Here is a 24,285-nt window from a genome sequence, read left to right as displayed (position 1 = left end):
TTAATAAAATCAATCTCATAAAAGTTCACTAAAGGTGGCCTGCTTCTTGTAGCATTCGACTTAGAACATACGGCATTAAATGCATTAGTAGGAATTATGAAAAACGTGTCACTCTCAACCTATATTTTCGCCATTACAGGTATGTTCCTGCTCGGTTTAGCCGCGATTCAATATGGTGTTGTTAAAGCTATCGAATCGAAGATTAACGAGGAAATTACAAGCCGCAGCATCTCACTTTCTAATCAGGCCCTCGATTTCGTCATTACCGGCCCATTGCAAAACATGACAGTTAATCACAATACGACGGCCGGTTTTGCAAAAGTAAACAAAGAGCTTTCTCAAGTGACGAAACAGCAAATTCAAGACTTAATTGAAGAAAGCTACTCCAAAGCAGAAAAAGAGCTGAGCGAAGCAAAAATAAGAATGGAAGTGGATAGTCTTTCTGAAGACGTAGCTGAAAAATTGCTCCCATATTTGACACGGAATTTGTCAAACAAAGATGCAATTGCCGAGCATGAAAACTTAAGCCAAAGTGAATTAATGAATGTCCAAATTATTCAAATAAAAGAACAGCTTAAACAACTATCAATTGTGCAAGAGCAAGAGAACGTTTTGGTATTCAAAACACCCTCATTTGAGGTTCAGCGTGAAAATATGTTTTTTACAAACGACAATTCAAGCATTGCGAAATACTTAGCTTACCTCAGTTACACTACGCTAGGATTAGGCCTCTTAAGTTTACTATTCGCATATGCGCTGGCTAAACACATCAGTGGACCGCTGGAACGTTTGTCAGAAGGTTTTTTGCAGCTCAGCAAAGGCAACTTTGACCATACACTCAATACACGTGGGGTAAAAGAAGTTGAGCGAACCTTAAGTATGTTCAATGAAACCAGCGCGCGTTTAAAACAGCTTCAGCATATAGAGCAACAGTACTCTCAGCAGCAGCAACTAGCAGAACTGGGCGAAATTAGCAGAGGCATCGCACATTCATTGCGCAATCCTTTGAATACCATAGGTTTAGCGATCGAAGAAATGTCACGAGATTCCACCAGTTCTGAACGTAAATCGACGATGGCAAAACAGGTGCGACAAAAAATTGAAGCATTGGATCGCAGCATCAAATCGTTGCTTGTGCTTACCACTTCCGGCATTGACCGCACCCAAACGCTGTCTATCGAATCGCTCATTAAAGATGCAATGATGCAGCATAGCATTGGCAGTGAGGCTGAAGTCACCATTGCTTGCCCTCAAGACTTACACGTTCGCGGTGCTGCAACTGAGCTTAGTGCAATTATTAGCACTTTATTGAGCAACGCACTTGAAGCCTGCCAGCATAATGCTGCACTACCACAGGTTCACATTATTGCTGAACAAGCAAATGCCGCAATTAAAATTCAAGTAACAGACAATGGCTGCGGAATATCGGCTGACGCTGCCGCTTTGTTGTTTAAACCCGATTTTACAACAAAAGCAGAAGGCGCAGGAATGGGCTTATACATTGCCAAACGCATTGCCGTTCTTCATTACAATGGCGATTTACAATTGGAAAACAACAAGGATAGCGGTTGCACGGCAACACTTACCATTAGCAGTGCTGAAATGCTAAAGCCCCCTCATAAAGACGAGCTTTAAACAATGAACTTGTCCATTTTACTGGTTGAAGACGATGAACAACAACGCAAGCTATTAACCGACATCCTTAGCAACGCCGGATTTTTTGTTAAAGATCTCCCGAGTTGCGAAGATGCCATTGTGTATTTAAAAGGCGCAAACATTGACGTGGTGTTTTCCGACTGGAAATTGCCGCAGCTATCTGGCTTAGACTTGCTCAACTATGTTCGACGTAATCGTCCAGAGCTGGGCTTTGTAATGGCAACTGCGCATGGCACCATTGAGCATGCAGTGGAAGCAATGCAAGCAGGCGCGGACGACTATTTAGCAAAACCCTTTCAGCGCCAAGAGCTCTTGCTCGCCATTGACAAGGCAGCAAAGGCAAGCAAATTAAGGCAACAAAACAGCGCCTTAAGCGCGGCGCTTGAATCACAGCAACAGTTGACTGACTTTGTTGGTGTCAGCGAAAAAATGCAGCTTGTTCAACAACGCATTAGCCGAGTCGCGTCAACTGGTGCAACCGTCCTAATAAATGGTGAAAGCGGCACAGGCAAAGAGTTAGCCGCCCGCGCCATCCATAATCTGTCTGAGCGCAGACAGCATAACTTTGTCGCTATCAACTGCGGGGCAATTCCAAGCGAACTTGCCGAGGCCGAGCTATTTGGCGCGAAAAAAGGCGCCTACACAGGTGCAAATACTGAGAAAATTGGCAAGTGTCGCTATGCCGATGGCGGCACCTTATTCTTAGATGAAATTGGCGAACTGCCCCTTAACTTACAGGCGAAAATACTGCGTTTTTTACAAGAGGGTAGCATTACTCCCTTAGGCAGTAATGAAGAAATGCAGCTAGATGTGAGAGTGATCGCAGCAAGCCATCGAGATTTAGCAGCAATGGTGCAATCAGGTGATTTTCGGGAAGACTTATACTATCGTCTCAACATTGTGCCAATTCAGATTCCGCCTTTACGCCAGCGCCCCGAGGATATTCCTTTACTAGCTGAGTTTTTCTACTCTAAATTCGCAAAGCGTTATGGCATGAGCGGTACAAGCTTATCCACATCTCAACTTAAACGCTTGAAGACTTACTCATGGCCGGGCAATGTACGCCAGTTGAGCAATCAAATGGAACGCTATGCTTTGTTAGGAGATGAGCAGGAGCTATTTGCCAATTTATCCGTGCAATCTAATTCAAATAACAAATCCGAATCCTACATTTTACCTGAAAATGGTATTGATTTAGAGAAGCTTGAGGCTAGCTTGCTTGAACAAGCACTCTCAAGAGCAGGAGGCAATCGAACGCAGGCAGCAAAGTTACTAAATGTGAATTACAAAGCGTTTTTGTATCGATTAGAAAAACACGGCTTGCAATAATAAAAGAGGAAGCAATGTGCTTCCTCTCTCATCTAATCGCGAAGGGCTCTCACCCAATACTCATATAACTCAGGCATCTTAGAAGATATAGTGTACTGCAGCTCTTACAATTGTGCCGTCTAGATCTTCATTGTATTTATCATCAAACCGCGACACTTCACCTTTAAGCGCAATTCCTGCACTAAAGTCGTATCGAATCCCAAGTGTAAACGTTTCAGATTTATCACTTTGTGAAATCTGAGTGCCAATAACGATTGGCGCAATTCCTTGCTGTACAGGTGGAGGAAGGGCGTTAAGCCGGTCCAAAAATTTAAACGCACCCACGCCGTTTTTCTTTTCATAGGTTGCAGAGGGTGTCCACTTTCCTAAACGAATACCTGCACTGACATACATGGCTTCATCTGTAGGAATGAATGTGTCTTTATTTTCGTTGTAGGTATATTCAGCATTGGCAAACCACTCAAAGTTATCATAACTAAGAGAAGCGCCATAGAATATGCCTGTATCTTCATCAAACGCTAGCAAATCGGCCAATACCGGATCAAACTGTGCAACCGCTGGTAGCAAAGCGTCAACTTCTGGCGAGTTCAGTGTGCCGGTTGCTCTACCGTGCACAATACGAGCTTTAAACACGTCATTTGCAAGCTGTAGAGAAATCAACGCAGTGTTGTCCGCACGCAGAGATGTTCCTTCAAAGCCAGTATTTGTAATTACGCCAGCGGCTGCCTGTGCGTTTAGTTCCCAATCGCCATAGTAGTCTGAATATACCGCTCTAACGCCATCAATATTGTTAAACGCAATGTCATATACGCTTTGCGGCGCATTTATCCAATGGTACGAGTATCCAACATCAAGCGTTTCACTGTAAAGAAACAAAGGCAAACGCAGTCGTCCAGCGGAAATCGAAAGCTTATCGCTGTGTTGATAGGTTAAGTATGCCCATTCAAATTCGGCTGAATAATTCTCGCTGCCGCGCGAAATAATTTGCCCAGTTGCGGTTAGTTTATCGCTTATATCACCACTGACTTGAAGCGCAAATAAGCTGAAGTTACTAAAGCTTACTTTGTCGTCAGAGCCTTGCACACTGTAGTCAGTATTGGACCGATCAACCACTAAGTTCGCAAAACCGTTAATCCGAACTTCCGCATTTGCGGCGGCGCTGGTTAATAATGCCAAGGTCGCCGTGCCTAGAATATGTGTTAGTTTCATCTGAATCTCCTATAGCTCAACAACTTTCACTGCATCAGTAACAGATGCAGTGCTGACATAACCAATGATCGCAGGGTTCTGTGAAACCAAATCGATTACTTCTTGGTCGCTAGCGACCTCTTTAGGGGGAATACCTTTACCCGTAAAAACAAGCTTCGACCAATAGGCAGATACCTGACTGGTTGAACGACCTACGATGTTTTCATCAAAGTAAGCGCGCGCGTCACTGTCGGGTGTAAGATTAAGGGCAACAATTTCTGAGCCATTCGCAAATTTTTTATCTTTTCCTAAAAATATGCGTTGAACATTCTTACTGTCTATTGCGCTTGTATTAGAGGGGTGGACTATCACGCTTACTTGAGCTGATGAAGCAAAGCTTAGCCATAGCAAAGCAAGAAGCGCAACGGCGCGTTTTAATAACATGTGTTTCTCCATTGAATAACGTAATTTTGAGCGAATCTTCATATGTTCAGATTCGTTTAGCTTTTATATTTCGATAAAAGCTTAATTAAGTATCGGAAAAACCTTATGAACCTTTAGAAGGGCTTTCAGCCACCCGCCTCACAATACAAACTGGATGCAAACTCGTATTGAAAAAAGCGTGGGGTGACTGAACTTCACGAAAAATATGAGAATTGCTTGCACTATAGCAGGCGAGCATGCCAGTAAAGTATCGCAAGTGCATCCATGGTTGGATGCGCTTATCTGATGTCTGAATAATCCGTCGCATTCATAAATACGCTATCAATATTTGATACGAGCTTGCCATCTGCAATTGACGCCTGGTAGGCAGCTTTCCACTGCGGATCATTAATAAACGCTTTCCAAGACTCCCCTGCTGCTTCTCTACTCTTGTGAGAGAGAACGTAAATTAGCGTGTTAGCTTGGTCTGTGGGGATCCAGTACCCAATATTTTTCATACCGTGTTTTTCAAACAGTGCGGTGGTATGGTCGCGAAAGCGTGCGTCAAGCGCATCTAATTTACCGTCATATGTGGTATAGGTTCGCATTTCAAAGACGGGAGACCTTAAGTCATGATCGTGACCGAATGAGCAAAAGCTCATGACAATCAGCATAGCTCCTAGCAGAACGTATAAAAGTGGATTGGATGTCATCGCGCAAATACCTTAGGTTGAGTGAGACGAGCCTATCACAAAACGGTGGCGATTGGCGTTGCTCTCAAATGTCATTCGACATTGGCATCAGTATTGCTTTGTGTTTAAATCAAAGAAAGATGAGAAACAACAAGGGAAGTTAAATAAACAAAGGAGCAGCGTTTAGAAATAAACTATATGTGCGTTCAGTTTTTGCAACATATGCACGTTTAGTCTCTCGCGTAAATAACTGAAGGTGAACAATGCCCTCCATAGACCGCCGAAATGCCATAAAGACAATTAGCAAAGCGGCTGGCGCCGCACTTGCCACCGCCACCCTGCCTGTTAGCGCCTTTTCTATCGGCAAAGCAAAACCAAAGCTTCGTGTAATGGGCACACATGTAACGCTGCAAGAAGAATTGCGACAGAAAGCCATGCACGACCTTGGTATTGATCTTGAGTTTGAAGCAAAAGGGAGTGCTGCGGTTTTACAAAAGGCGTCTACTAACCCACAGAGCTTTGATCTCTACGAACAGTGGTCAAATAGCATTAATGTGCTTTGGCGCTCTAATGCCATTCAGAAAATTGAAAAGTCAAAAATAAAGTATTGGGATGAAATAAATAGCTTATGCAAAACAGGGCGCGTAAGTCCTAATGCCAAAATTGGCGCGGGAGATGCCCCTTACAAATTGCTGAATGTTCAAGACAATGGCGAGCTAAGTGATAAGCCAAGTGAGCACGCGAGCTTTTTGCCTTATGTGCATAATGTAGATTCGTTTGGCTATAACACCAATGTCATTGAAAAAGGGATCCCATACGAAACTGAAAGTTGGGGATGGCTACTAGACCCCAATTATCAAGGCAAAGTGGCAATTGTAAATGCGCCCACGATCGGGCTGTTTGATTTGGCCTTAGCAGCGCAAGCCAGAGAGCTTGTTTCATTCTCTGATATGGGCGCTATGACTAAACGCGAATTGGATCAGCTATTTGAGGTCCTTATTCAATACAAGCAACGCGGACATTTTAGTGGTTTTTGGACATCAGTGCCCGAGTCCGTGAGGTTTATGAAGTCTGACAGAGTAGTCATTGAGAGTATGTTCTCTCCGGCAGTATCAAGTCTCAATGGACAAAATGTGCCTGTCACCTTTGCCGCTCCTAAAGAAGGATATCGTGGCTGGCATGGTGTAATGTGCCTTTCAAGCGCAACTACTGGCAGAATGAAGGACGTAGCATACGAATATATGAATTGGTGGCTATCAGGGTGGCCTGGTGCCTTTATCGCCCGTCAGGGTTACTATATCTCTAATCCTCAACGCTCAAAAGAATATTTAAGTCAGGCTGAATACGCATACTGGTATGAGGGTAACGCGGCTGCAACAGCGCTTAAAGGTACCGATGGTAAAGTGTCAGTAGCAGCAGGGACGTTACGAACGGGTGGAAGTTACGAGAAACGATTTGAAAATGTGGCAGTTTGGAATACCGTCATGCCAACCTATGAGTACAGCCTGCAAAAATGGTACGAGTTTCTCAGTGCTTAGTGCATTTTATATGATGACCTTAACTTCATCCTTAGGGTGTCCTTTGTCACTTTATTCAGGCATTGTGTAGTGTCACTTAAAACGCAGATCTGGCTGTTCCTAGCGTTTATTGTATTTCTACTCGCCGCCCAGCTTGTATTTACCAAAGTTAATCAGCAATCCTTAATCGATTCTCTTTCCGCGTACCAAGACGCAACCCAAGAAGAACAATTAGTCAGGGAGCTTGAGCGAGACGTTCTTAATTTGCAGCGCCATGTATTAGTGTTCAAAGATACGGGTAGTCAATCATCTATTAATCGATTTGATACTTTAGTCGACAAGATACGCGTTCGTTTGGATGATTTGGTAACCAACCTTCCTAAGCAACTCACGACCATTGAAAATTTAAGCACAATTGAAGCGATGAAAGGGCACTTACTCGACTACGAGGAAAACTTTGATAGCGTAGTGGAAGGAAGAAACGCTCGCGACAATCATTTCGAAAACGGTGTACTTGACGGCTTAAACACCCTTATTGCACTATCAGAGAGCTTGATGTTTGAGGAAGAAACACAGGCTCTCAACCTTTTCAAATATCACTTATCAATGGCAGAAAACAAAGCCTTTCAATATTTGCTCGCGCCCAGTGTGGATTTGAAAAATAGCTTTTCAGACAATATCGACATTGCCCAAAAGGCAATTCAACAGAGCAACTTGCCAACCAAAAGCAAACAACAAATCGATACATCTATCACTCAAATCAGTTCGGAGTTTACCCAATTGACTTTGACCACTCAGGGCTACTTGTTTCTCGTCAATGTTGTGATGGCAGGGTCTGCAAATGAGTTTTTGTATCTTGCTCAAGATTTATCAAAAACGACTCAAGAATTTTCGCAAGTGCAAAACAGTACCATCACTGGCGCAATCGTGGCGGCGCAAACCAGTCTAAATTTATACTCTGTAATTGCCATCGCCGTGACAGCGCTTATTGGTCTTTTCATCGCTAATCGTATAATTAATCCTATCTTATCCATAACCTCAGTATTCGAAAAAATCGCGCGCGACGCTGAGATATCCGAAATACCAGCGGCGCATCGCAAAGACGAAATAGGACAGTTAGCAAAAGCGGCTAAAGTCTTTAACGCGCGAAATGCACAAACACGTGAGCTGCTAAGCGAATCACAGCTTTTGAATGAACAACAAACAATACTCAATCAGCAATTCCAAGAAGCCAAAGACCAGGCTGAAAAGGCCAATGCATCAAAAAGCATATTTTTGGCCAATATGAGTCATGAAATACGCACGCCAATGAATGCAATCATTGGCCTTGTGGATATTTCATTGGATCAAGAGCTCAGTTCATCGGTTAGGGAGAACTTGAACAAAATACACTATTCGAGTCAGATTTTATTAAATGTTATCAACGATATACTCGATTTTTCAAAGATTGAAGCGGGTAAGCTCGAGATTGAAAATAGCTATTTTTCCTTTGCCTCCTTATTTGATAGCTTGTTAGCCGTCGCTTCGTTGAAAGCTTCGGAAAAAAAACTTAATTTACGTTTACATGTTGAGCCGGATTTGCCAACAAATGCAATTGGCGATCCTCTGCGAATTTCTCAAGTGGTACTTAATGTTGTCAATAACGCCATTAAATTCACTCAACATGGTGGCGTATCCCTTAGCTTTGCATCTAAAGCTTGCAAGAGCAGTGAACACTTTTACTTACACGTATCAGTTGCTGATACCGGAATTGGAATGTCTGAAGAACAGCTATCTCGCATATTCTCTCCATTCAGTCAGGCCGATGGCTCTACGAGTCGCGAATTTGGTGGCACCGGTTTAGGTTTGTCAATTGTTAAACAACTGTGTGAACTGATGGATGGTGAGGTGTATGCAAGCTCAGCATTGACTGAAGGCAGTGAGTTTACATGCACCTTCAAACTCGAGCATGAACCCGAACCACAAACACTGATGGACGATAGCAACGCCTTTGATAAATCTATTGCTTATGTATCCGATGAAAGCAGCAGACTGCTTGAGCATGATTATCTGCGGCGTATCTCGTCTGAGATTCAATACTATAGTCACGAAGAGTTTGAAGAGCTAACGCAGCAAATATCTGACAATAAACTGCTTCTCATTGATATAAGCGATGGCAAACAATGCCGTAAAATGCAACCCAGTATTGGGGTGCTTAAGAGTAGGCAAATTCAGTTCGGGTGCATCACCAATACGCAGCCCGAACAACTAAAAACGATCCTAGCTACTCAATGGCAGTGTCCCATTATTTCACATCCATTCACGCCTACCGAGTTTTACGTGTTTGCAAACAAATTGTACGGCTCAGATACTTTTTTCGCGAGTCATTCAAATGACCTTAATCGAACTACCAGTCAGGCCGCTAGTATAAATGTACAAACCTATCGTGGGCATGTGTTATTGGTGGAAGACAATAACATCAATCAAATGGTAGCAGGTGAAATGCTGCACTCATTCGGCTTAAGCTTTGACATTGCAGAAGACGGTGAGCAAGCAGTTACAAAAGTTCAAAACTCCCCACACTACGATTTGATCTTAATGGATATACAAATGCCAGTATTAGACGGTATGCAAGCGACTCGCAAGATTAGGGAGATGGGGCACACAGAGCTTATTATCATTGGTTTATCGGCTAACGCTATGCGAGAAGATCATATCAACGCCCAACAAAGCGGTATGAACGATTATTTGACCAAGCCGATTAAACGAGAAACCCTGCGTCTTGCGATGGATAAATATTTGCCAAAAACATAGCTTACGGCGTCAATTGAGCTCTTCAATCGCAAATTCTGCTGCTAACTTTCCCTTTGGTTTTACGATGGTTCGGTATCGCGATTTAAACTTCCAAAATCCTTTTGTTTTGATTTTTTCATCAACTGAAAACACCAAAACACCGTCAGTGGCATGCACAAACTTTGTCTTGTTGTTTATATTCCTGCACTGCCTCTTATCCAGAGTTCGGGTTAATTATATTTCAGCGTTTTCGGCCCATCAGCTCGCACGAGTTTTCCATCAATTTTAATTTTGCGACTACACGATTGAATAGATTCTTTACGCGCCGACCCACTGGCGCTATGCAAAGGCACAAGCCCATCATCTCTTCCGCTTATAAAAAAGCGCGAATGCAAGTAACCATGTAATACACCCAATTAGATGCGTTATATAACAGCTCATCTACTCTAAAGTGAAATCAATAACTGTCAGAGGAGTTGCTATGCCAAGCTTTAGATCAGGGCTTGCTTGGTGCCATAATGCGCTTACCTTTCCCTCTGCAAGGCGAGATAAATCCCATGTAGTGTAGCCACCAACTATGTCCTCAATTCCTAAAATGTCGGTCACGTCAGCATCAAGCGAAAACGGGATCTGTTGCCAAGTGCTAAAGCCATCTTCTCGCGTCGCAACAAATATTTCAGTTTTATTTCGTCCTGAAAACGCATACAAATTGTTGCCCAAAAGCGCGAGCTCAACACTGCGTGCAGCGAAGGATGTTTCACTACCTGTCCAAGCGCCATCTGGCTCTATTTGATAGTGATAAACTTTCCGATTTTCGATGTCGTTATATGGCTTTTCAAGATGTGACAAAAATAGATGAAACTGCCCTGTTACCGGATCAATAACCGAGCGATTTAACACATTTGAAGGCCTTGCTTGATGCGGCACTGGAATCAAGGGACCTCCAATCGTGTCTATGGAGATGGGCTCGTTGCGTGTTAAATCAGCAATCTTGGTTCCTGTTGCGCTTTGCCATGTTTGTCCGAAGTCAGTACTCTTTGCAAAATATACGCCTTGATTGCACATCTTTTCATCCACACGTTCGCGTCTATGTGCACATCCTAAGCTGGTTTCACGCCACAGCCACGACATCATGAGTGTTTTATCCTGCGCAACTTGAATGCCGCCTGCCAGATAAGGACCTCGTTCGTCCTCAACACCTAAATAACTCCCATAGCGAGTTGATAACTCCCTTACCCAATCCCACTTGCTGTTTTTACTGTCGTAATAAGCAAGACGCTTGTCGCCGCCATAAGACAGGCCATCGCGATAATACAAAACCACAGTGCCACCCGGCACCGACTTAAGTGATGGATAGGTGACAATACCAACATCATCGTCTAATCCAAGGTTAGGCGTGTAGGTAAAAACGCCGTTATCCCATATTTGCTGTTCTGGTTGATTGGCAACACCGGGTAATGTGCGTGCATAATTCAATCGCTCTTGATTGTGATGATCAAAGGCGATGTGTATTGTGCCGTCTTCGGCCGATATACCAATAGTAGAGCGGTTATGAGCATCCTCTGACCTTATTTTATAATGTTGTAATACACTGCGTTCCCAGCTTAGTGTGCCCACTGCCCTGCGCGCGATGACGACCTCAGCAAATTGCTCACTTTTTGGCAGATTTCGATTTTTACCCTCATAGTAAACAATGTATTGATACCCATTGTAGGTAATCCCATGGGCACCTAAAGAGCCTGCAAATCGTCTTTTTCCATTAAACATGTCACCCGTGCCATCTGATACATGTGACTGAAGAGTGAGAATGGATGTTTCGGTAATCTTTGCCACTTGCGGCTCACCGCTAAGCGCTTCAAAACCTGCATCATTGTCAGAGCTTGTGGAATAATTTGTTGGCGAACATGCGCTTAACGCTGCTAGGGAAACCAAGACAAAAAAAAGCGCCATCAGATGTGAAGAAGCTTTCACTTTTATATACATTTCATACCTTTCGATACAACTTCGCTGAGCTTTAGTCTAATCTAGATTTACTAAAGAGCAATGTTGGCTAAATGGTTTATTTGGACCTGCGATTAAGGCTCTAACAACTGTTTTACGGCGAGCTCATTTCTTTTTACTCTCTCGTCGCGTTGCTCAGCCGACTCATCTCTTTCGGGCAGTAGTATTTCAATCTCGTTAGTATCGCTCTGAGACATCAAAAAATCAGCGGCTAAACTGCGGATCTCAATATCCGCTCCCTCGTCAATGGCTATGTTTAGCAGCTTTTTCTTCGCGGTTTCGTTATAGCGAACGACATATTTAAGCGTATTAGATTGATAGTCGAGATATTGCACCGCGACCTCGTATGTACCCGGTAAAAAGGTCGACTGTTCAAAGCGCTCACTTATGTTGATGTCAAAGTCTATTGACTGCTGAGTCTGCATTTCAACGCTGAAGGATTCGGGGGCTGTAATTTCACCTGTAACATCGATTGAGGCAGGGTTAAGCTCAAAAACCGTTTCCTCCTCTTGCTCCTCAAGACGCTTCAAAAGCAAAAGAGACTGCTGTGACGTTTGCGGGTTATCTATCGAAATCACTTCGCTGCCTTCATTGGTAAAACTCGCCGCCAGCCTCAGCTGCGTGCCAAAACGATAAACGTTCATTTCGTCAACGCAGTCAACCGGATCAACTGCGCTGCTCATTGCTACTTGAATGCTAATATTCATATTGTTTTCCATGTTGCTAGCGAACACCGGTAAGCTGAAATGCAGCAAACAAAGTGCTAGAAGATGATGCCTTTGCAGGCTTGTCATGCTATTCCACGCAGTATTTTGATATCGGCTGCGCTAAAGGTAGATGCACTGCCGTATGGCGTCATAAGTTTGCTTGACGAATGATCGCCCGTACCAAACAAGTCTCGCTCAAATTCGCTTTTTGTTGCATGGCCAATTTCATGCCGACAGATAATTTTGAGCCGGGCTGCGGTACCATAGTTTTTAAAAATCACCACTATTTTGCCGCGATTAAAGCCCTGCACTTCTCGCCAAGTTGTATCATCGGGATGCTTGTTGTTGGTTAAGCCTGAGCCCGGATTGGCAACATTTATCTGAATGCCAGCAGGCCAAAAGGTCGTTGCCCCATCGCTCTGCCCTGATAGCTTCGGATGATAGTACTTAACGGCTAATAAGGTATTGCTGGCGGTGCTAATGCCTGCATCCGTAAACCATGCATCAAGCGACTTTCGGTAGGCAGTAATGATTGCGCTAAACCACAATTGGGCTTTTGCCTCAATTTTGGTTTTCGCCGCTGCCTTTTTCGCGCTATTCGTGCCTTTGTAATCACTCAACTCCGTTGCGGTTGGGGCAAGTTGATTGGGCGTGCTTTCTAATTTTGCGGGAGAAAAGTCGGTAGGCCATACCAAGCTGCCGCCGCCGCTTTTGTAAAGACCTATGTATTTTACATCTAAGGAGCTGGCCAGCTTAGTCACCGTACCTTGGGTATATTCGACGTATGCTTTAGGCTTAAAGGCAGGATTGATCTCAGCATCTTTGGTTGCAGCATCAATATAGCTTTCACTGTCCATCGTATAAATGTTGTTGAAATTAATTTCCCGCCAAACCTCGATTTCCGATGAGCTGGCGTCGCATATTTTCGTCGTCCCGTCAGGTTTATATACGCTCGCATCTATGGTGAAATTATCGCCTCCAACGCCCGACGGTTTAAACCAAATTTTAGCGACGGCCGTTTTCGTCTCGCCCGAACCGGGTTGAGGCTTTGCATCAGCTTTTGCCATGGTGTTGAAACTATCACTGCTGGTTGCCGCTGACTCAGGATGCGCTTCCCAAAAAACGGCAGCGGTATTGTCGCGCTTACCAAGCCTATTGGTGCCATCGTATTTGTAAGATTTGTTGTGTTTTGTATTGTTATTGCCCGGGTCGGTGTAGGTAAATCTAATCTTTGGCAGTTTGTCTAAGTCTTCGGTGTCAGTGGAGTCGTCTCGATAAGTCATAGTGGCAGTGGCTAGCACTTTGGTGTCGAGTTTGTTCATCATGACTTGTTTGTCACTGGGCGCGTCTACCACTACCTCTACCTTCAACACTTTTATCTTTTTGACAACAGGGCAAGCTTGAGTGGCCGACGGTTTGGCATCAGGCTTTTCTTTAGCGCATTTGCTTGCTTTTTCAGCTTTACACATAAACTATATTTACCCCTTCGCCCGTTGCTGAGTCCATTTAAGTGCGGCATCAGCAAGGGCCTCAATATTGTATTCAGGCTCTGGGATAGGGTCCGTAAGTATGTCGCGGGCCCACTGAAACTCAGGTTTAGTGTCGAAGTCCTCTCCCAACATAATCATAATGTTCAAAAACATGAAGATATTGCGCTCGGTTTCATAGCCAAAAGAGGCGGCTTTTTTAACAACGTCTTTGCAGAAGCGAAGGTGATTGTCAGGCGCAAGGTCGGCATAATGACTCGGAAAAAACGTTTTTATGTGAGCACACATGTCATTTAAAACACGTTGCTGTGCAATTTGGTCGAACGCTTCGATTTGCGTTTGCGTAAGCTGAATAGTCATTGACTCTATCCTTTTATAGTCATGTCTATGCGAGCGGGTGTTGATGATAACCTGTGTTATTTACTATCGATTAACTATCGAAAGTATTCACCGTCGATATTACGATCAGGCAAGACAGTTAAAATTGCACAAATACCAATCAATGTAAATGATATTTTCACATTGGCAATTTAAAGCGTAACAAAAGGCCGGATCCCAAACTCAGGATACACTTCAGATGGGTAATACACCTTGCCATCTTTAACTACCATGGCAACACGCTTTATCGCTCTTAGGTCTTCTAAAGGATTTTCGGGTACTAAAAAGAAGTCGGCGAGCTTACCTTCTTCAATGCTGCCAAGGCTATCACCGTAACCCAAGTAATTCGCCATATCGTATGACGCGCGTTTAAGTACTTCAGCATTGCTCATACCCAGTTGCTGGAACAGCTCAAGCTCTCGATGCAGCTCAAAAGCGCCGCCAAGATCGGTGCCAGGCACAATAAAAATACCGCGTTCGTGCATCATAGATAGCGCTTCAATAATTTTGGCAAAGGCCAGTCTGTACTGCTCATCTTCTTGCTCATCAGCCACGTTGAGTAAAGCCTGCTTTGCGCCGCGCTGCACGCCAATAGGCATGTTTTCAATATAATCTTGCATGCCGATTCGCGTTTCACCATTACGAGCCGTCAGGCCAAATTCGTGAATGACCACGGTTGGGTCCACCGCGATGTTATTTTCCACCATCGTGTTAATGGTGTTTTGCACCTTTTCGCTGTTTAAATCTAAGTCGACGAAGCGCTTCATACCAGTAATTCTAAATAAGGTGCGAGTGTCCTCTTCGCGCTCCAGCACCCAGCTCAACATCACTTGGTTTATGTGAGTCACTTCGTCGTATCCAGCAACGAGCATTTCATCAACATTCGAAAACGCAGGAATATGTCCGGCCACACGCATGCCGTATTTTTCAGCTTCTCTTGCCATCGCTGGCACCCATTCACCTTTTATGGAGCTGTAAATCTTTATTTGAAAATAGTCACCTCGCTCACCATACATTTTGACCAAATCAACGGCTTCTTGCTTGGTGGCGGCCATCTCGCCAGTGGCAGAGGAAAATGGGCTTTTACCTTCAATAAAACCACTTTTTGTGATGCGCGGGCCAATTAGAGTACCGCCTTCAATTTTCTCAATCAGCGCATCTAGCACGTCCATATCGTTACCCATATCACGCACTGATGTGACCCCCGCCAATACATTTAGAAGCGCGCGGTTGTCGCTCATATGAGCATGCATTTCGTAGAGCCCGGGAATGAGTGAGCCACCTTTACCGTCAATTAGGGTTTCATCCGCTTTTGCGCTTTGCAGTCGCTCATCAACCGATACAATTTTATTGTCTTGTATTACGACAGATTTAGGCTCAGTCAGTGCAAGTGCTTGTGGGTCAAAAATACGCACATTGTTAATTCTCACTCTGCCCTCAAAGCTATGCGTAACCTTTTGCGCAATGCGCTCAAATCGTTGTGCATTAAGCTTGGCAGCCAACTCTCTTAACTGCGTATCTTGAGCCAGGCCATTGTGCAGTAAGTCTTGGCGCATCATGGTAAAACGCGGCGATAAAAACGCGAGCATGTTTTGATGTTCATCCAGCGCAATATAGCTGGGATCTAGCTCAATACCGTTAATTGCATACACATTAGCGCTGATTGGCCCTTGTTCATTACTCAAATTTATGGCCTGTATCTCGCTAAGCGTAAGTTGCCCCCCTGGCAATGCATTCACGGCATTATCGCTGTCGGCCAAGAGCGCGGTCGCGTAAATATACAGCGAATAAGGGCTAGCACCTTGCGCAATGTACATCGATTGTCCGTCAAAACTGCTGTTACCCTCACCGGCACTTGCTCGCCAATTTGCTTGCTCGCCGGTAACGCTAAAGTATTCATCAACTTCATTACCAAACACGGTGTTGCCATTGATTTGCCACTTAATTGGCAAACCCGTATCAGACAAAGTAAGCGTTTCAACCGTGCTCGCGCCACGCCCGTTATTGCTAAAGCCATAGTCGATATTCAGTTGGTTCCCGTTTCGCTCAAGCGTTAAATCACCCACGTCAATACCGCCAAGCAGCACGTCGTAGCGTTCATTCGTTAAAACCGCAGGTGATTGCTTGCTTGGTTCTATAGTGATGTCCCGAGAGGGAGAGCAAGCTGAAATTGATAATGCAAGTGTGAATAAGGCTAGAGCAAAACGAAGACGTGTCATGGTGTAAATAACTTCAGTGTTTTGTAGCAGTATCGCATAGCTTCGCGAGGATGTCGTTGCAGTCACTCAAAACAGCAGAATAATTCTCTATATGTAATTTTGAGTCAATGTTGTGTAAAGGTTGAGTAAATACACCACAAGATTGTTGAAGCGCACCCGCGAAATTTCTTACATTGCCCGTGTGATGCATTAGGCGACTCGTCGACACCTACCGAAGGATTGCGACCTCAATGCGGTTTACAGACGCCGATAAAGCCTGCCATCTTAAAGAGGAATGAGTGAAATGCATAAGGCAAAGAAGACTAGATGCGTAAATGAATTCGCATCAGCGAACGGCGCTAAAACGCGTCTAATAATGGTATCCCTTGTTTTGCTGTTGTTGTCAGCATGCGGAGGAGGCAGTGACGAGGTGGCCAGCCCAATCGAGCCCGCGCCGCCGCCGGCACCTCCGCCTGTGGAAGATACCTCGGGTGTATTCGATACCCCGCAAACAACGTCTCGCTTTTTGACCATAGCAACCTTTGGCCCCACCCCAGACGACGTTGAAAAATATACAGGAACTAGCGCGTCAGACTGGATACTTGAACAATTCGAAACGCCCGTTACGCCGTTTTTACCAGACGTTCAACAATACTACGAGTTAGGCTCACCGCAACGCGGGATGCTTGCTGATGCATTTGATCAAGGCGCGACAACTTGGGTTTTCTGGAAAAATGCAGTGCATGGCGAAGATCAACTTCGGCAACGGATGGCATTCGCACTTTCACAAATTACTGTTGTGTCCAATGGCAGTGGAGGATTACTCGGTATCTTCCCGCAAACCGTCGGATACTTCCAAGATATCTTGGCCGAACACGCGCTAGGTAACTATCGCGATTTACTTGAAGCGGTCACCTACTCTCCCGCTATGGCTGAATATTTGACGTATTTGGGCAATGAAAAAGGCGACGAGACAACCGGCCGTGTCCCAGACGAGAACTATGCTCGAGAAATACTGCAACTCTTTACCATCGGATTAGTTGAACTAAACCCAGACGGCACCGTTGTGCTAGATGCCAATGGGACACCAGTTGAGACCTATGACAACGACGATATTACAGGCCTTGCTAAAGTTTTTACTGGGCTAAACAATCCTCGACTCGATTTAGAATCAAGTTTAATTGGCAGACTAGCGCAAATAAGGCAAGCTGTTGTTGAGCCTTTGCAAATCAACAATGGTGCTCACGAAAGCGGTGAAAAAACCTTTTTAGGCTATACGATTCCCGCAAACACCTCTGCTGAAGCCTCAATTGATATGGCGCTTGATCACATAATGGAACATCCGAATGTTGGGCCATTTGTCTCAAAACAGCTAATTCAGCGATTTGTCACCAGCAATCCAAGTCCAGCTTACGTTGCACGAGTAGCAACTGCTTTCGATGAAGGTTCATTTACCCTACCGAACGGTACCCTTGTGGGAGAAAATCGTAAGGGCGATCTTAAAGCGACTGTTGCCGCAATATTATTCGACTCTGAAAATGATTTGGAGCTTGCGCTGGCAAATGACTCCTTCGGAAAGGTGCGCGAGCCTGTGTTGCGTCTAACTCATTTCATGCGCGCTTTTCAAACAGACATGACTCATCCAGAATACGTAGGGCTTCTTTATGACACCTCGTCTTTAAGTTCATTAGGTCAACATCCTTATCGCTCACCTTCTGTATTTAACTTCTATCGGCCCGGCTATACCGCGCCTGGCACACTTTCGGCGCAAGAAGGCCTTGTTGCACCCGAGTTACAAATTGTGAACGCGTCTAGTATTCCGGGTTATATCAATTTGCTGTCGTTTGGCACTTTTCAATCACAACGCAATAACTTTGAAGTGATGCAGCCCGTATTTACGTTGTTTGGCGCGAGTTTTGATGCTTCGCGTGCGCAGCAAACTTTTATTGCAAACTATGACAAAGCACTTCCATTGACAGATAATTCTGAATCATTGATCGATTATCTCAACGAACTGTTGGTATATGGCACGCTGAGTCAAAGCACGCGAGAACAATTGATTGCCACTCTAGATGAATATCCTCGCAGCGCCTTGCAAGATGACGCCGGTAGATCAGCGCTGGTGGGTTATGCCGTGCTCATGCTTATGTCTATGCCCGATTACCTGATTCAACGTTAAGGAGCCCTCTCATGAAATTAACGCGACGCGATTTTCTGCGCTATTCAATTTCTTCTTCCATTGCTGGCGCCTCACTCATTGGCTTACCCAGTTCGCTTACCGCTCATGCGGCTCAAACTAACGACTATAAGGCACTGGTTTGCGTGTTTTTATTCGGTGGCGTAGATGGTCACGACCTGCTGATTCCTTATGACGTGTCCTCGTACAACGGCTTTGCAAATATTCGCCAATCTCTGCTCAATACTTATGGAGGCACGCGCTCACGAGAGAGTCTATTACCACTCTCGCCAGACAACAGTGCGCATTTTGGAAGCAGAGAATTTGCACTACCACCGGAGATGCCCTTGCTCAAGTCAGTGTTTGACCAAGGGCGAGTTGCTATCGTTAGCAATGTTGGGCCTCTTGTCGAACCCCTTAACGCCCAAGGTTTTGCATCCGGCTCAGCCAAGCTGCCACCGCGACTGTTTTCGCATAACGACCAACAGTCTATTTGGCAAGCGAGCGCGCCAGAAGGTGCACAGTTTGGATGGGGAGGTTTATTCGCCGACGCTATGCTCGCTGCAGGCGCAAACAATGGTATAGGTGAATTTACCACCCTTGCAACGGCAGGTGTTGGTCCCTTTCTTACAGGAAACACGGTGTCACCGTATCAAGTTTCTTTAAATGGATCGGCTGGCATCACTGCACTTGAAGGTCCAAACGGCGGCGGTATCGGCGGTGAACTCTCTGGATTTATTGCATCGGCGCGAGAAATATTCCGTGCTCAAGGCTCTCAGCACTCCAATATACTGGCTCAAGATATTGCTAACAAATTTCAAAAAGGCATTGATGCCAATTCAGTTTTCGATGCCGCCAGAGCAACGGCACCGACGCTGACAACGGCGTTCCCTGAGAGCTCACTTGGCAGTCAACTTCGCGCAGTGGCACAAACCATGTCCATTCGCGATAGCCTCTCGGCCAATAGACAAATATTCTTTGTTGGCACCGGAGGGTTTGATACCCATTCCAATCAGGCCGCCGACCTACCCGCACTACTATCGCAACTAGACAGTGCGCTCGCAGCGTTCGATTCTGCCATGATAGAACTTGGTTTGTCGCAAAATGTCACGACCTTCACTGCCTCAGATTTTGGAAGAACACTTACCGTTAACGGTGATGGCACCGACCATGGATGGGGAGGAAACCAAATTGTTATGGGTGGCGCCGTGCGAGGTAAAACCATTTTAGGAGAGGTGCCACCGGCCCTACTTGGACATGACTTAGATGCAGGAAACGGCAGACTAATTCCGACACTGGCAGTGGAGCAATTTGCCGCGCCGCTTGGGAAATGGTGGGGCTTGTCAGATATAGAAATTAGGCACGCCTTGCCGACGCTTGGTAATTTTGATGCGGTGAATTTGTCGTTGTTTAATTGAAGACGCTACTGAACATACGCAAAGGCGTTGCATAGAAATCATCAAGACTTTATGATGTGTATACGACTACATTCTATACACACGGTGAATTATGCGCACTAATATTGTAATTGATGATACTTTGATGAAACAAGCGCTTGAAGCAAGTGGACTCAGCACAAAAAAAGAAGCGGTAGAGTTAGGGCTGAAACTGTTGGTTCAACGCAAAAAACAGCAATCTATCCGCAAACTCAGAGGCAAGATTAAATGGGACGGTAATCTCGATGAAATGAGAAGTTCCGAATGATCTTAGTTGATACAAGTGTTTGGATTGACTATTTAAACGGAACGGTCAATCAGCAATCAAACTTGCTGGATGATTTGCTGATAGACGGAAAAGTGATAATTGGTGACCTCATATTGTTGGAAATTCTGCAAGGTATTAAAAGTGATAAACAGTTCATTCAAGTACAAAGCCAACTTGCTCTATTAGAGCAATATTCGTTATTCGGACCAGAGCAGGTTGTCAAATGCGCAGATAACTACCGAACCCTGCGTAAAAAAGGTGTCACTATTCGCAAAACAAATGACGTCATTATTGCTTCGTTTTGCATTGAACACGAAATACCGCTCTTGCATGCTGACAGAGGTTTTTTGCCCTTTGCCGTTCACTTGGGTTTAATAACAATAGCTTAAGTCGAAGCTATCGTCTTTGTTTTTCAGTTTTAAGGGCATACTTGAAAAGTTTAAAAAATTCCATGGCAGAATAAACAACGGTTATCAACGTAGCTGTCCAATAGAACAACTGATTCAACCAAAATCGATTGGGTGATAGTCCCAGTCTGGAAATAGGAGTATGCGGCTTTAAGTCCCACAAAACACTCCAATATACTTTTTATGCAAAATCCGACATATTGACGATTCCAGTCTTCATTTTAATACTTTAAGAAAACATTATGCTCGAAAAGCTTAAAAACTATATTGGAGGCCCACTTATTTCAGAGGGTGGGCACGCATTGTTTCCAGAAGGAAAACCTGTCAACCTCTTTTCTGCCTTTGTTTCAAAGTTTGTCATAACGTGGATGTTATGGGGCTTTCTTAGCATGGTTGTCGCCCACACTTTTTTTATCGTTACTGACAATCATTATTTTGTTGATGGAATAAAGCAAGCTGTATCTCCTGCGTTTTGGAACTCAGTTGCCACTCTAGGATTGGTTTTTATACTTCTTGGTTTTCTGTTTTGTAGTTTTCAAATACTTGAGAGAATGGGAAAATATCTGCTCGAGCGAGGCAATACCCTGATAAAATTCTCACTAGAGGTAGCGGCGTTCAGCTATGGAATTATAGTAGCCATGGTGATTTTCGCTTTGCCAGAGCCCAATTATTACGCAGCTAAGACCTACGTAATAGGTGGATTAGGTTTATTTTTACTTGCATCCGTTTTGTTCATATTACTTGCGACGTGGTGGGTCTCGTATTGCCTAGAGAATGCTGAAAAACCCACATATTTTTTGTATGTTGCTGAACAAAAGCCTCTCAAGATTGTGTTGTGCTTGATTGTTTTAGCGGTCTTATTAGCATGTGCGATTTTGACCGACCCATCTTGAATGTCGTTGTTTCGTTAGTGCTTGCACAAGCAACCTATCTTCATACTGTGCCCAAAAACTAAAAGACAGCCGCAGTTGAACAAAGAGAATGAGCTTTCGAATGTTTAAAGGAGACTATAGTCAATGGGTAAACAGCCATCAAGGTTTAAACACAACTAAATACACAACGCTAAGAATAATGGGTACATTGACCCAAGTTAGCTTTGTTATCCATCTCGGACATCGATAACTTGGTTCGATGGCCAGCCTCCCTAGTTGACCAGAAAGTAAGCCATGTAGCGCCGCAAAGACGATCACTACAATTAATTTATAACTCAGCCATGAGCTCGCATACCAATTTCCGAGCGAGGCCAGCGCGAAGCCGAGAATGAAAGTGACAAACATTCCAATGCTCGAATATAAGATGTACCACTTACGCAATCGTTTAATTAGCATAGGCCTCAGGGCAGGCGGCACGTGATCAGCCCAATTAACAAGCCATGGTAAAATGAGCATTGCCCCTAACCAGCAAATAACTGCAACTATGTGGAATGTCTTGATTGCTAAATAGAGCATTAACTTATTTGTCTATTTGACTGATGGTTCTTTAGAAACTGCTCGTTGAAAAATGGACCAAAAGGAATTATCACAACAATGGATAGTCTGCATATTTCGCGCTTTGAAAAACCGCCGCCTGATATACATTCGATCAATACAATTAAATAACTTAGAAATGCAATTCCATGGAGAGGCCCCATAAATTGTACGCCTATGGGTAGCTCAAATATATGTTTCAATGGAACAGCAATAAAAAGTAACAAAATCAAAGTTGCACCTTCAATTTTACCTATTAATCGCAATCGAGCTATTGGACTGTGCAAGAGTTGCTCAAATTGAAAAGGCTTAGGCGTATGACTCATAAGACAACCATCACGACTTAAAATTATGCATATTATTTGCTGCTCTTTTCATCATCGGTAATAGGATGTTGCTCATTGGACCCAGCCAATTTTCCATTTTATTCATGATCTCAGGCCCAGCCTTTGCTGGAGTGCCTGCATCAAATGGGGGTTTAGGGTCGTATTCTAATGCTAACTGAGACATTTTTGCGATATCTGCGTGTAGAAGCTCAGCCAATAGAACTAGACCAAAATCGATACCTGCCGTGACACCACCACCTGAAATTCGATTACGATCGGTGACTACCCTTGCGTCTACAGGCTCAGCACCAAAAAGTGCGAGTGCGTCTCTAGCTGACCAGTGCGATGTGGCTTTGTACCCTTCTAATAGCCCTGCAGCTGCAAGTACCACTGAGCCACCACAGACACTTGTAATGTATTTTGCGCGACTACCCCTGTCGGCCAAAAAGGTAAGCACCTCTGCATCCTCCATAATGCTAAATTCTCCACCGGGGACAAAGAGAACATCCAAGTCTTTGGGGCAGTCATTTAGGGTCGAGGTAGCTTGCGTCACCATTCCGCTATCGGTTTCAAGAGGATCGGTATTTTTCCAAACCACATGGACATTGCACGATGGAGCCAAGACCGCTTGAGGTCCTACCAAATCTAAAAATGTGATACCAGGGTACAACAGCATTGCAACTTCAGGTTTGCGTTGTTCATGCATTGTCGGAACTTTAAAAGGTGACCTTTGAACGCGGTTATTGCTCATTTTTTATCTCATAAACGTTTTCAAATACTAGTATATTGACAAATTGAATGGCTGAAATGACAATAACCAGACAATTTAAGCCATTTTCGGTTGTACTAAAAACAACATTATGAAGATTGAGACCCCCGCTATGATTGCTGAGCCCAAAAAGCGCATCGTTTTTCTTACTTTTCCTAATGTTGCACTGTTGGACTTGACAGGTCCTTGGGAAGTTTTTTCTCACGTTAATAAACAAACAAAAGGGGCATCACCCTACGTATTGGAACTAGTAAGTGGGAATAGTGACCGTTTGATTGATTCTCAAGGCGGTATTGCACTAGCCAGTCACCTTGGCGCTGAACAAGAACTTGGCGCTATACATACACTGGTCGTGCCGGCAGCAGATATGTCATGTATGTCTTATTCGACGCCGATTATTCAGCGCTTAGCCGAGCGGGCTAAGCGTATTGCGTCTATTTGTGGTGGCGCATTTTTATTGGCCGAAGCGGGAGTGCTAGACGAAAAACGCGCGACAACGCACTGGCGAGGCGTCGGAGAACTATCAAAGCGCTATCCAAGTATTAAGGTGCAGCCAGATGCAATTTTTGTGAAAGATGGCAATGTTTATACCTCCGCAGGCGTTACCGCTGGCATTGACCTAGCACTTGCATTGGTTGAAGAAGACCTTGGTAAAGAAATCGCCCTAGAATGTGCCAGAGATCTTGTTGTTTTCATGCGCCGCTCAGGTGGACAGTCGCAATATAGTCAGACCTTAGCAGCACAACACGCTGAAAGAGATAGCATCAATGAGCTAATGGCGTGGATAACTGACAATCCCGCAGTAGATCTTTCGGTGGAAGCATTGGCGGATAGAGTCAACATGAGTGTTCGTAACTTTTCCCGCGTGTTTAGTGAAGAAACTGGCATCACACCGGCAATGTTTGTTGAGCAAACCCGCATTGATACCGTGCGTCGCCACCTTGAATGCACGACTAAGTCTTTGGAGCATATAGCGATGATAACAGGGTACAAGAGCGCTGACGCTATGCGACGAGCCTTCAAAAAAGTCGTTAAAGTATCACCTAGCGACTATCGTCATCACTTTAATATCAAGTAGAAAGAAGCGAT

Annotated in this window: 21 protein-coding genes; 10 read left to right on the top strand and 11 right to left on the bottom strand. The window is 44.4% G+C overall.

Going from position 1 to position 24,285, the window contains the following annotated elements; all coding sequences use genetic code 11:
- Positions 1-96 precede the first annotated feature (96 nt).
- Together PN836_RS14870 and PN836_RS14865 are read left to right on the top strand one after the other, a co-directional pair.
- The gene (locus PN836_RS14870; RefSeq protein WP_395339641.1) at positions 97-1,635 is read left to right on the top strand and encodes an ATP-binding protein; all 1,539 of its coding nucleotides are present in this window, start codon (positions 97-99) and stop codon (positions 1,633-1,635) included.
- 3 nt (positions 1,636-1,638) lie between these two features.
- Positions 1,639-2,985 carry a sigma-54-dependent transcriptional regulator gene (locus PN836_RS14865; RefSeq protein ID WP_395339638.1) on the top strand — a complete coding sequence of 449 codons (1,347 nt, stop codon included), beginning with the start codon at positions 1,639-1,641 and terminating at the stop codon, positions 2,983-2,985.
- 78 nt (positions 2,986-3,063) lie between these two features.
- Here PN836_RS14865 and PN836_RS14860 read toward each other — a convergent pair whose 3' ends face one another.
- The 3 genes from PN836_RS14860 to PN836_RS14850 all read right to left on the bottom strand — a co-directional run bounded on the left by PN836_RS14860 (position 3,064) and on the right by PN836_RS14850 (position 5,258).
- Positions 3,064-4,194 carry a porin gene (locus PN836_RS14860; protein ID WP_395339636.1) on the bottom strand — a complete coding sequence of 377 codons (1,131 nt, stop codon included), beginning with the start codon at positions 4,192-4,194 and terminating at the stop codon, positions 3,064-3,066.
- Positions 4,195-4,203: 9 nt separating this feature from the next.
- Positions 4,204-4,617 (bottom strand): phosphate ABC transporter substrate-binding protein, encoded by a 414-nt coding sequence (locus tag PN836_RS14855; protein WP_395339634.1) that lies wholly within the window; start codon positions 4,615-4,617, stop codon positions 4,204-4,206.
- Between the two features lie 278 nt (positions 4,618-4,895).
- Complete coding sequence (locus PN836_RS14850) at positions 4,896-5,258, bottom strand: NIPSNAP family protein (RefSeq protein WP_415926376.1); 363 nt, start codon at positions 5,256-5,258, stop codon at positions 4,896-4,898.
- A 293-nt stretch (positions 5,259-5,551) separates the two neighbouring features.
- On the opposite strand from PN836_RS14850, the gene PN836_RS14845 reads away from it, so the two are divergent.
- The gene (locus PN836_RS14845; protein ID WP_395339629.1) at positions 5,552-6,826 is read left to right on the top strand and encodes an ABC transporter substrate-binding protein; all 1,275 of its coding nucleotides are present in this window, start codon (positions 5,552-5,554) and stop codon (positions 6,824-6,826) included.
- Between the two features lie 69 nt (positions 6,827-6,895).
- Entirely contained in the window at positions 6,896-9,598 is a 2,703-nt protein-coding gene (locus tag PN836_RS14840; RefSeq protein WP_395339627.1) for an ATP-binding protein, read from the top strand.
- A gap of 420 nt (positions 9,599-10,018) precedes the next feature.
- On the opposite strand, the gene PN836_RS14835 is transcribed toward PN836_RS14840, so the two are convergent.
- From PN836_RS14835 to PN836_RS14815, 5 genes are all read right to left on the bottom strand, one after another.
- Positions 10,019-11,560 carry a BNR-4 repeat-containing protein gene (locus PN836_RS14835; RefSeq protein WP_395339624.1) on the bottom strand — a complete coding sequence of 514 codons (1,542 nt, stop codon included), beginning with the start codon at positions 11,558-11,560 and terminating at the stop codon, positions 10,019-10,021.
- Between the two features lie 92 nt (positions 11,561-11,652).
- Positions 11,653-12,372: a hypothetical protein gene (locus PN836_RS14830; RefSeq protein WP_395339622.1), complete on the bottom strand. Its 720-nt coding sequence runs from the start codon at positions 12,370-12,372 to the stop codon at positions 11,653-11,655.
- Positions 12,369-13,754, bottom strand: coding sequence for a hypothetical protein (locus tag PN836_RS14825; protein ID WP_395339620.1), 1,386 nt, complete (start codon positions 13,752-13,754; stop codon positions 12,369-12,371). Before PN836_RS14825 ends, PN836_RS14830 begins: the two co-directional genes overlap by 4 nt.
- Before the next feature lie 9 nt (positions 13,755-13,763).
- Positions 13,764-14,132, bottom strand: a complete 369-nt coding sequence (locus tag PN836_RS14820) for a hypothetical protein (protein WP_395339617.1) — start codon at positions 14,130-14,132, stop codon at positions 13,764-13,766.
- 170 nt (positions 14,133-14,302) lie between these two features.
- Positions 14,303-16,435 (bottom strand): amidohydrolase family protein, encoded by a 2,133-nt coding sequence (locus tag PN836_RS14815; RefSeq protein WP_395339614.1) that lies wholly within the window; start codon positions 16,433-16,435, stop codon positions 14,303-14,305.
- 217 nt (positions 16,436-16,652) lie between these two features.
- On the opposite strand from PN836_RS14815, the gene PN836_RS14810 reads away from it, so the two are divergent.
- The 5 genes from PN836_RS14810 (at position 16,653) to PN836_RS14790 (ending at position 21,528) form a co-directional block, all read left to right on the top strand.
- A complete protein-coding gene (locus tag PN836_RS14810; RefSeq protein WP_395339611.1) occupies positions 16,653-18,527 on the top strand; it encodes a DUF1800 domain-containing protein in 1,875 nt (624 codons plus the stop codon).
- 11 nt (positions 18,528-18,538) lie between these two features.
- Positions 18,539-19,942, top strand: a complete 1,404-nt coding sequence (locus tag PN836_RS14805; RefSeq protein ID WP_395339609.1) for a DUF1501 domain-containing protein — start codon at positions 18,539-18,541, stop codon at positions 19,940-19,942.
- Positions 19,943-20,033: 91 nt separating this feature from the next.
- Entirely contained in the window at positions 20,034-20,228 is a 195-nt protein-coding gene (locus tag PN836_RS14800; RefSeq protein WP_395339607.1) for a type II toxin-antitoxin system VapB family antitoxin, read from the top strand.
- Positions 20,225-20,617: a PIN domain nuclease gene (locus PN836_RS14795; RefSeq protein ID WP_395339605.1), complete on the top strand. Its 393-nt coding sequence runs from the start codon at positions 20,225-20,227 to the stop codon at positions 20,615-20,617. Before PN836_RS14800 ends, PN836_RS14795 begins: the two co-directional genes overlap by 4 nt.
- A 260-nt stretch (positions 20,618-20,877) precedes the next feature.
- Positions 20,878-21,528, top strand: a complete 651-nt coding sequence (locus PN836_RS14790) for a hypothetical protein (RefSeq protein ID WP_395339602.1) — start codon at positions 20,878-20,880, stop codon at positions 21,526-21,528.
- A 138-nt stretch (positions 21,529-21,666) separates the two neighbouring features.
- On the opposite strand, the gene PN836_RS14785 is transcribed toward PN836_RS14790, so the two are convergent.
- The 3 genes from PN836_RS14785 to PN836_RS14775 are packed head-to-tail and all read right to left on the bottom strand — an operon-like array spanning position 21,667 to position 23,133.
- Complete coding sequence (locus PN836_RS14785) at positions 21,667-22,023, bottom strand: CopD family protein (RefSeq protein WP_395339600.1); 357 nt, start codon at positions 22,021-22,023, stop codon at positions 21,667-21,669.
- 59 nt (positions 22,024-22,082) lie between these two features.
- Positions 22,083-22,427, bottom strand: coding sequence for a DUF3817 domain-containing protein (locus PN836_RS14780; protein WP_395339597.1), 345 nt, complete (start codon positions 22,425-22,427; stop codon positions 22,083-22,085).
- Between the two features lie 10 nt (positions 22,428-22,437).
- Positions 22,438-23,133: a DJ-1/PfpI family protein gene (locus PN836_RS14775; RefSeq protein WP_395339595.1), complete on the bottom strand. Its 696-nt coding sequence runs from the start codon at positions 23,131-23,133 to the stop codon at positions 22,438-22,440.
- 154 nt (positions 23,134-23,287) lie between these two features.
- Here PN836_RS14775 and PN836_RS14770 point away from each other — a divergent pair, with 154 nt between their 5' ends.
- Positions 23,288-24,274 (top strand): GlxA family transcriptional regulator, encoded by a 987-nt coding sequence (locus tag PN836_RS14770; RefSeq protein WP_395339592.1) that lies wholly within the window; start codon positions 23,288-23,290, stop codon positions 24,272-24,274.
- Positions 24,275-24,285: the final 11 nt, after the last annotated feature.

The organism is Ningiella algicola (genome assembly GCF_028401415.2).
Taxonomy (GTDB): domain Bacteria; phylum Pseudomonadota; class Gammaproteobacteria; order Enterobacterales; family Alteromonadaceae; genus Glaciecola.
The sequence above is the reverse complement of the archived record's forward strand: the minus strand, read 5'-3'. Positions and strand labels throughout refer to the sequence as shown.

Excerpts from the sequence above, each read along its gene's own strand:
- PN836_RS14870 (WP_395339641.1), top strand. The coding sequence starts at position 97 with ATGAAAAACGTGTCACTCTCAACCTATATTTTCGCCATTACAGGTATG.
- PN836_RS14865 (WP_395339638.1), top strand. The coding sequence starts at position 1,639 with ATGAACTTGTCCATTTTACTGGTTGAAGACGATGAACAACAACGCAAG.
- PN836_RS14860 (WP_395339636.1), bottom strand. The coding sequence starts at position 4,194 with ATGAAACTAACACATATTCTAGGCACGGCGACCTTGGCATTATTAACC.
- PN836_RS14855 (WP_395339634.1), bottom strand. The coding sequence starts at position 4,617 with ATGTTATTAAAACGCGCCGTTGCGCTTCTTGCTTTGCTATGGCTAAGC.
- PN836_RS14850 (WP_415926376.1), bottom strand. The coding sequence starts at position 5,258 with ATGAGCTTTTGCTCATTCGGTCACGATCATGACTTAAGGTCTCCCGTC.
- PN836_RS14845 (WP_395339629.1), top strand. The coding sequence starts at position 5,552 with ATGCCCTCCATAGACCGCCGAAATGCCATAAAGACAATTAGCAAAGCG.
- PN836_RS14835 (WP_395339624.1), bottom strand. The coding sequence starts at position 11,560 with ATGTATATAAAAGTGAAAGCTTCTTCACATCTGATGGCGCTTTTTTTT.
- PN836_RS14830 (WP_395339622.1), bottom strand. The coding sequence starts at position 12,372 with ATGACAAGCCTGCAAAGGCATCATCTTCTAGCACTTTGTTTGCTGCAT.
- PN836_RS14825 (WP_395339620.1), bottom strand. The coding sequence starts at position 13,754 with ATGTGTAAAGCTGAAAAAGCAAGCAAATGCGCTAAAGAAAAGCCTGAT.
- PN836_RS14820 (WP_395339617.1), bottom strand. The coding sequence starts at position 14,132 with ATGACTATTCAGCTTACGCAAACGCAAATCGAAGCGTTCGACCAAATT.
- PN836_RS14810 (WP_395339611.1), top strand. The coding sequence starts at position 16,653 with ATGCATAAGGCAAAGAAGACTAGATGCGTAAATGAATTCGCATCAGCG.
- PN836_RS14805 (WP_395339609.1), top strand. The coding sequence starts at position 18,539 with ATGAAATTAACGCGACGCGATTTTCTGCGCTATTCAATTTCTTCTTCC.
- PN836_RS14800 (WP_395339607.1), top strand. The coding sequence starts at position 20,034 with ATGCGCACTAATATTGTAATTGATGATACTTTGATGAAACAAGCGCTT.
- PN836_RS14795 (WP_395339605.1), top strand. The coding sequence starts at position 20,225 with ATGATCTTAGTTGATACAAGTGTTTGGATTGACTATTTAAACGGAACG.
- PN836_RS14790 (WP_395339602.1), top strand. The coding sequence starts at position 20,878 with ATGCTCGAAAAGCTTAAAAACTATATTGGAGGCCCACTTATTTCAGAG.
- PN836_RS14785 (WP_395339600.1), bottom strand. The coding sequence starts at position 22,023 with ATGCTCATTTTACCATGGCTTGTTAATTGGGCTGATCACGTGCCGCCT.
- PN836_RS14780 (WP_395339597.1), bottom strand. The coding sequence starts at position 22,427 with ATGAGTCATACGCCTAAGCCTTTTCAATTTGAGCAACTCTTGCACAGT.
- PN836_RS14775 (WP_395339595.1), bottom strand. The coding sequence starts at position 23,133 with ATGCATGAACAACGCAAACCTGAAGTTGCAATGCTGTTGTACCCTGGT.
- PN836_RS14770 (WP_395339592.1), top strand. The coding sequence starts at position 23,288 with ATGAAGATTGAGACCCCCGCTATGATTGCTGAGCCCAAAAAGCGCATC.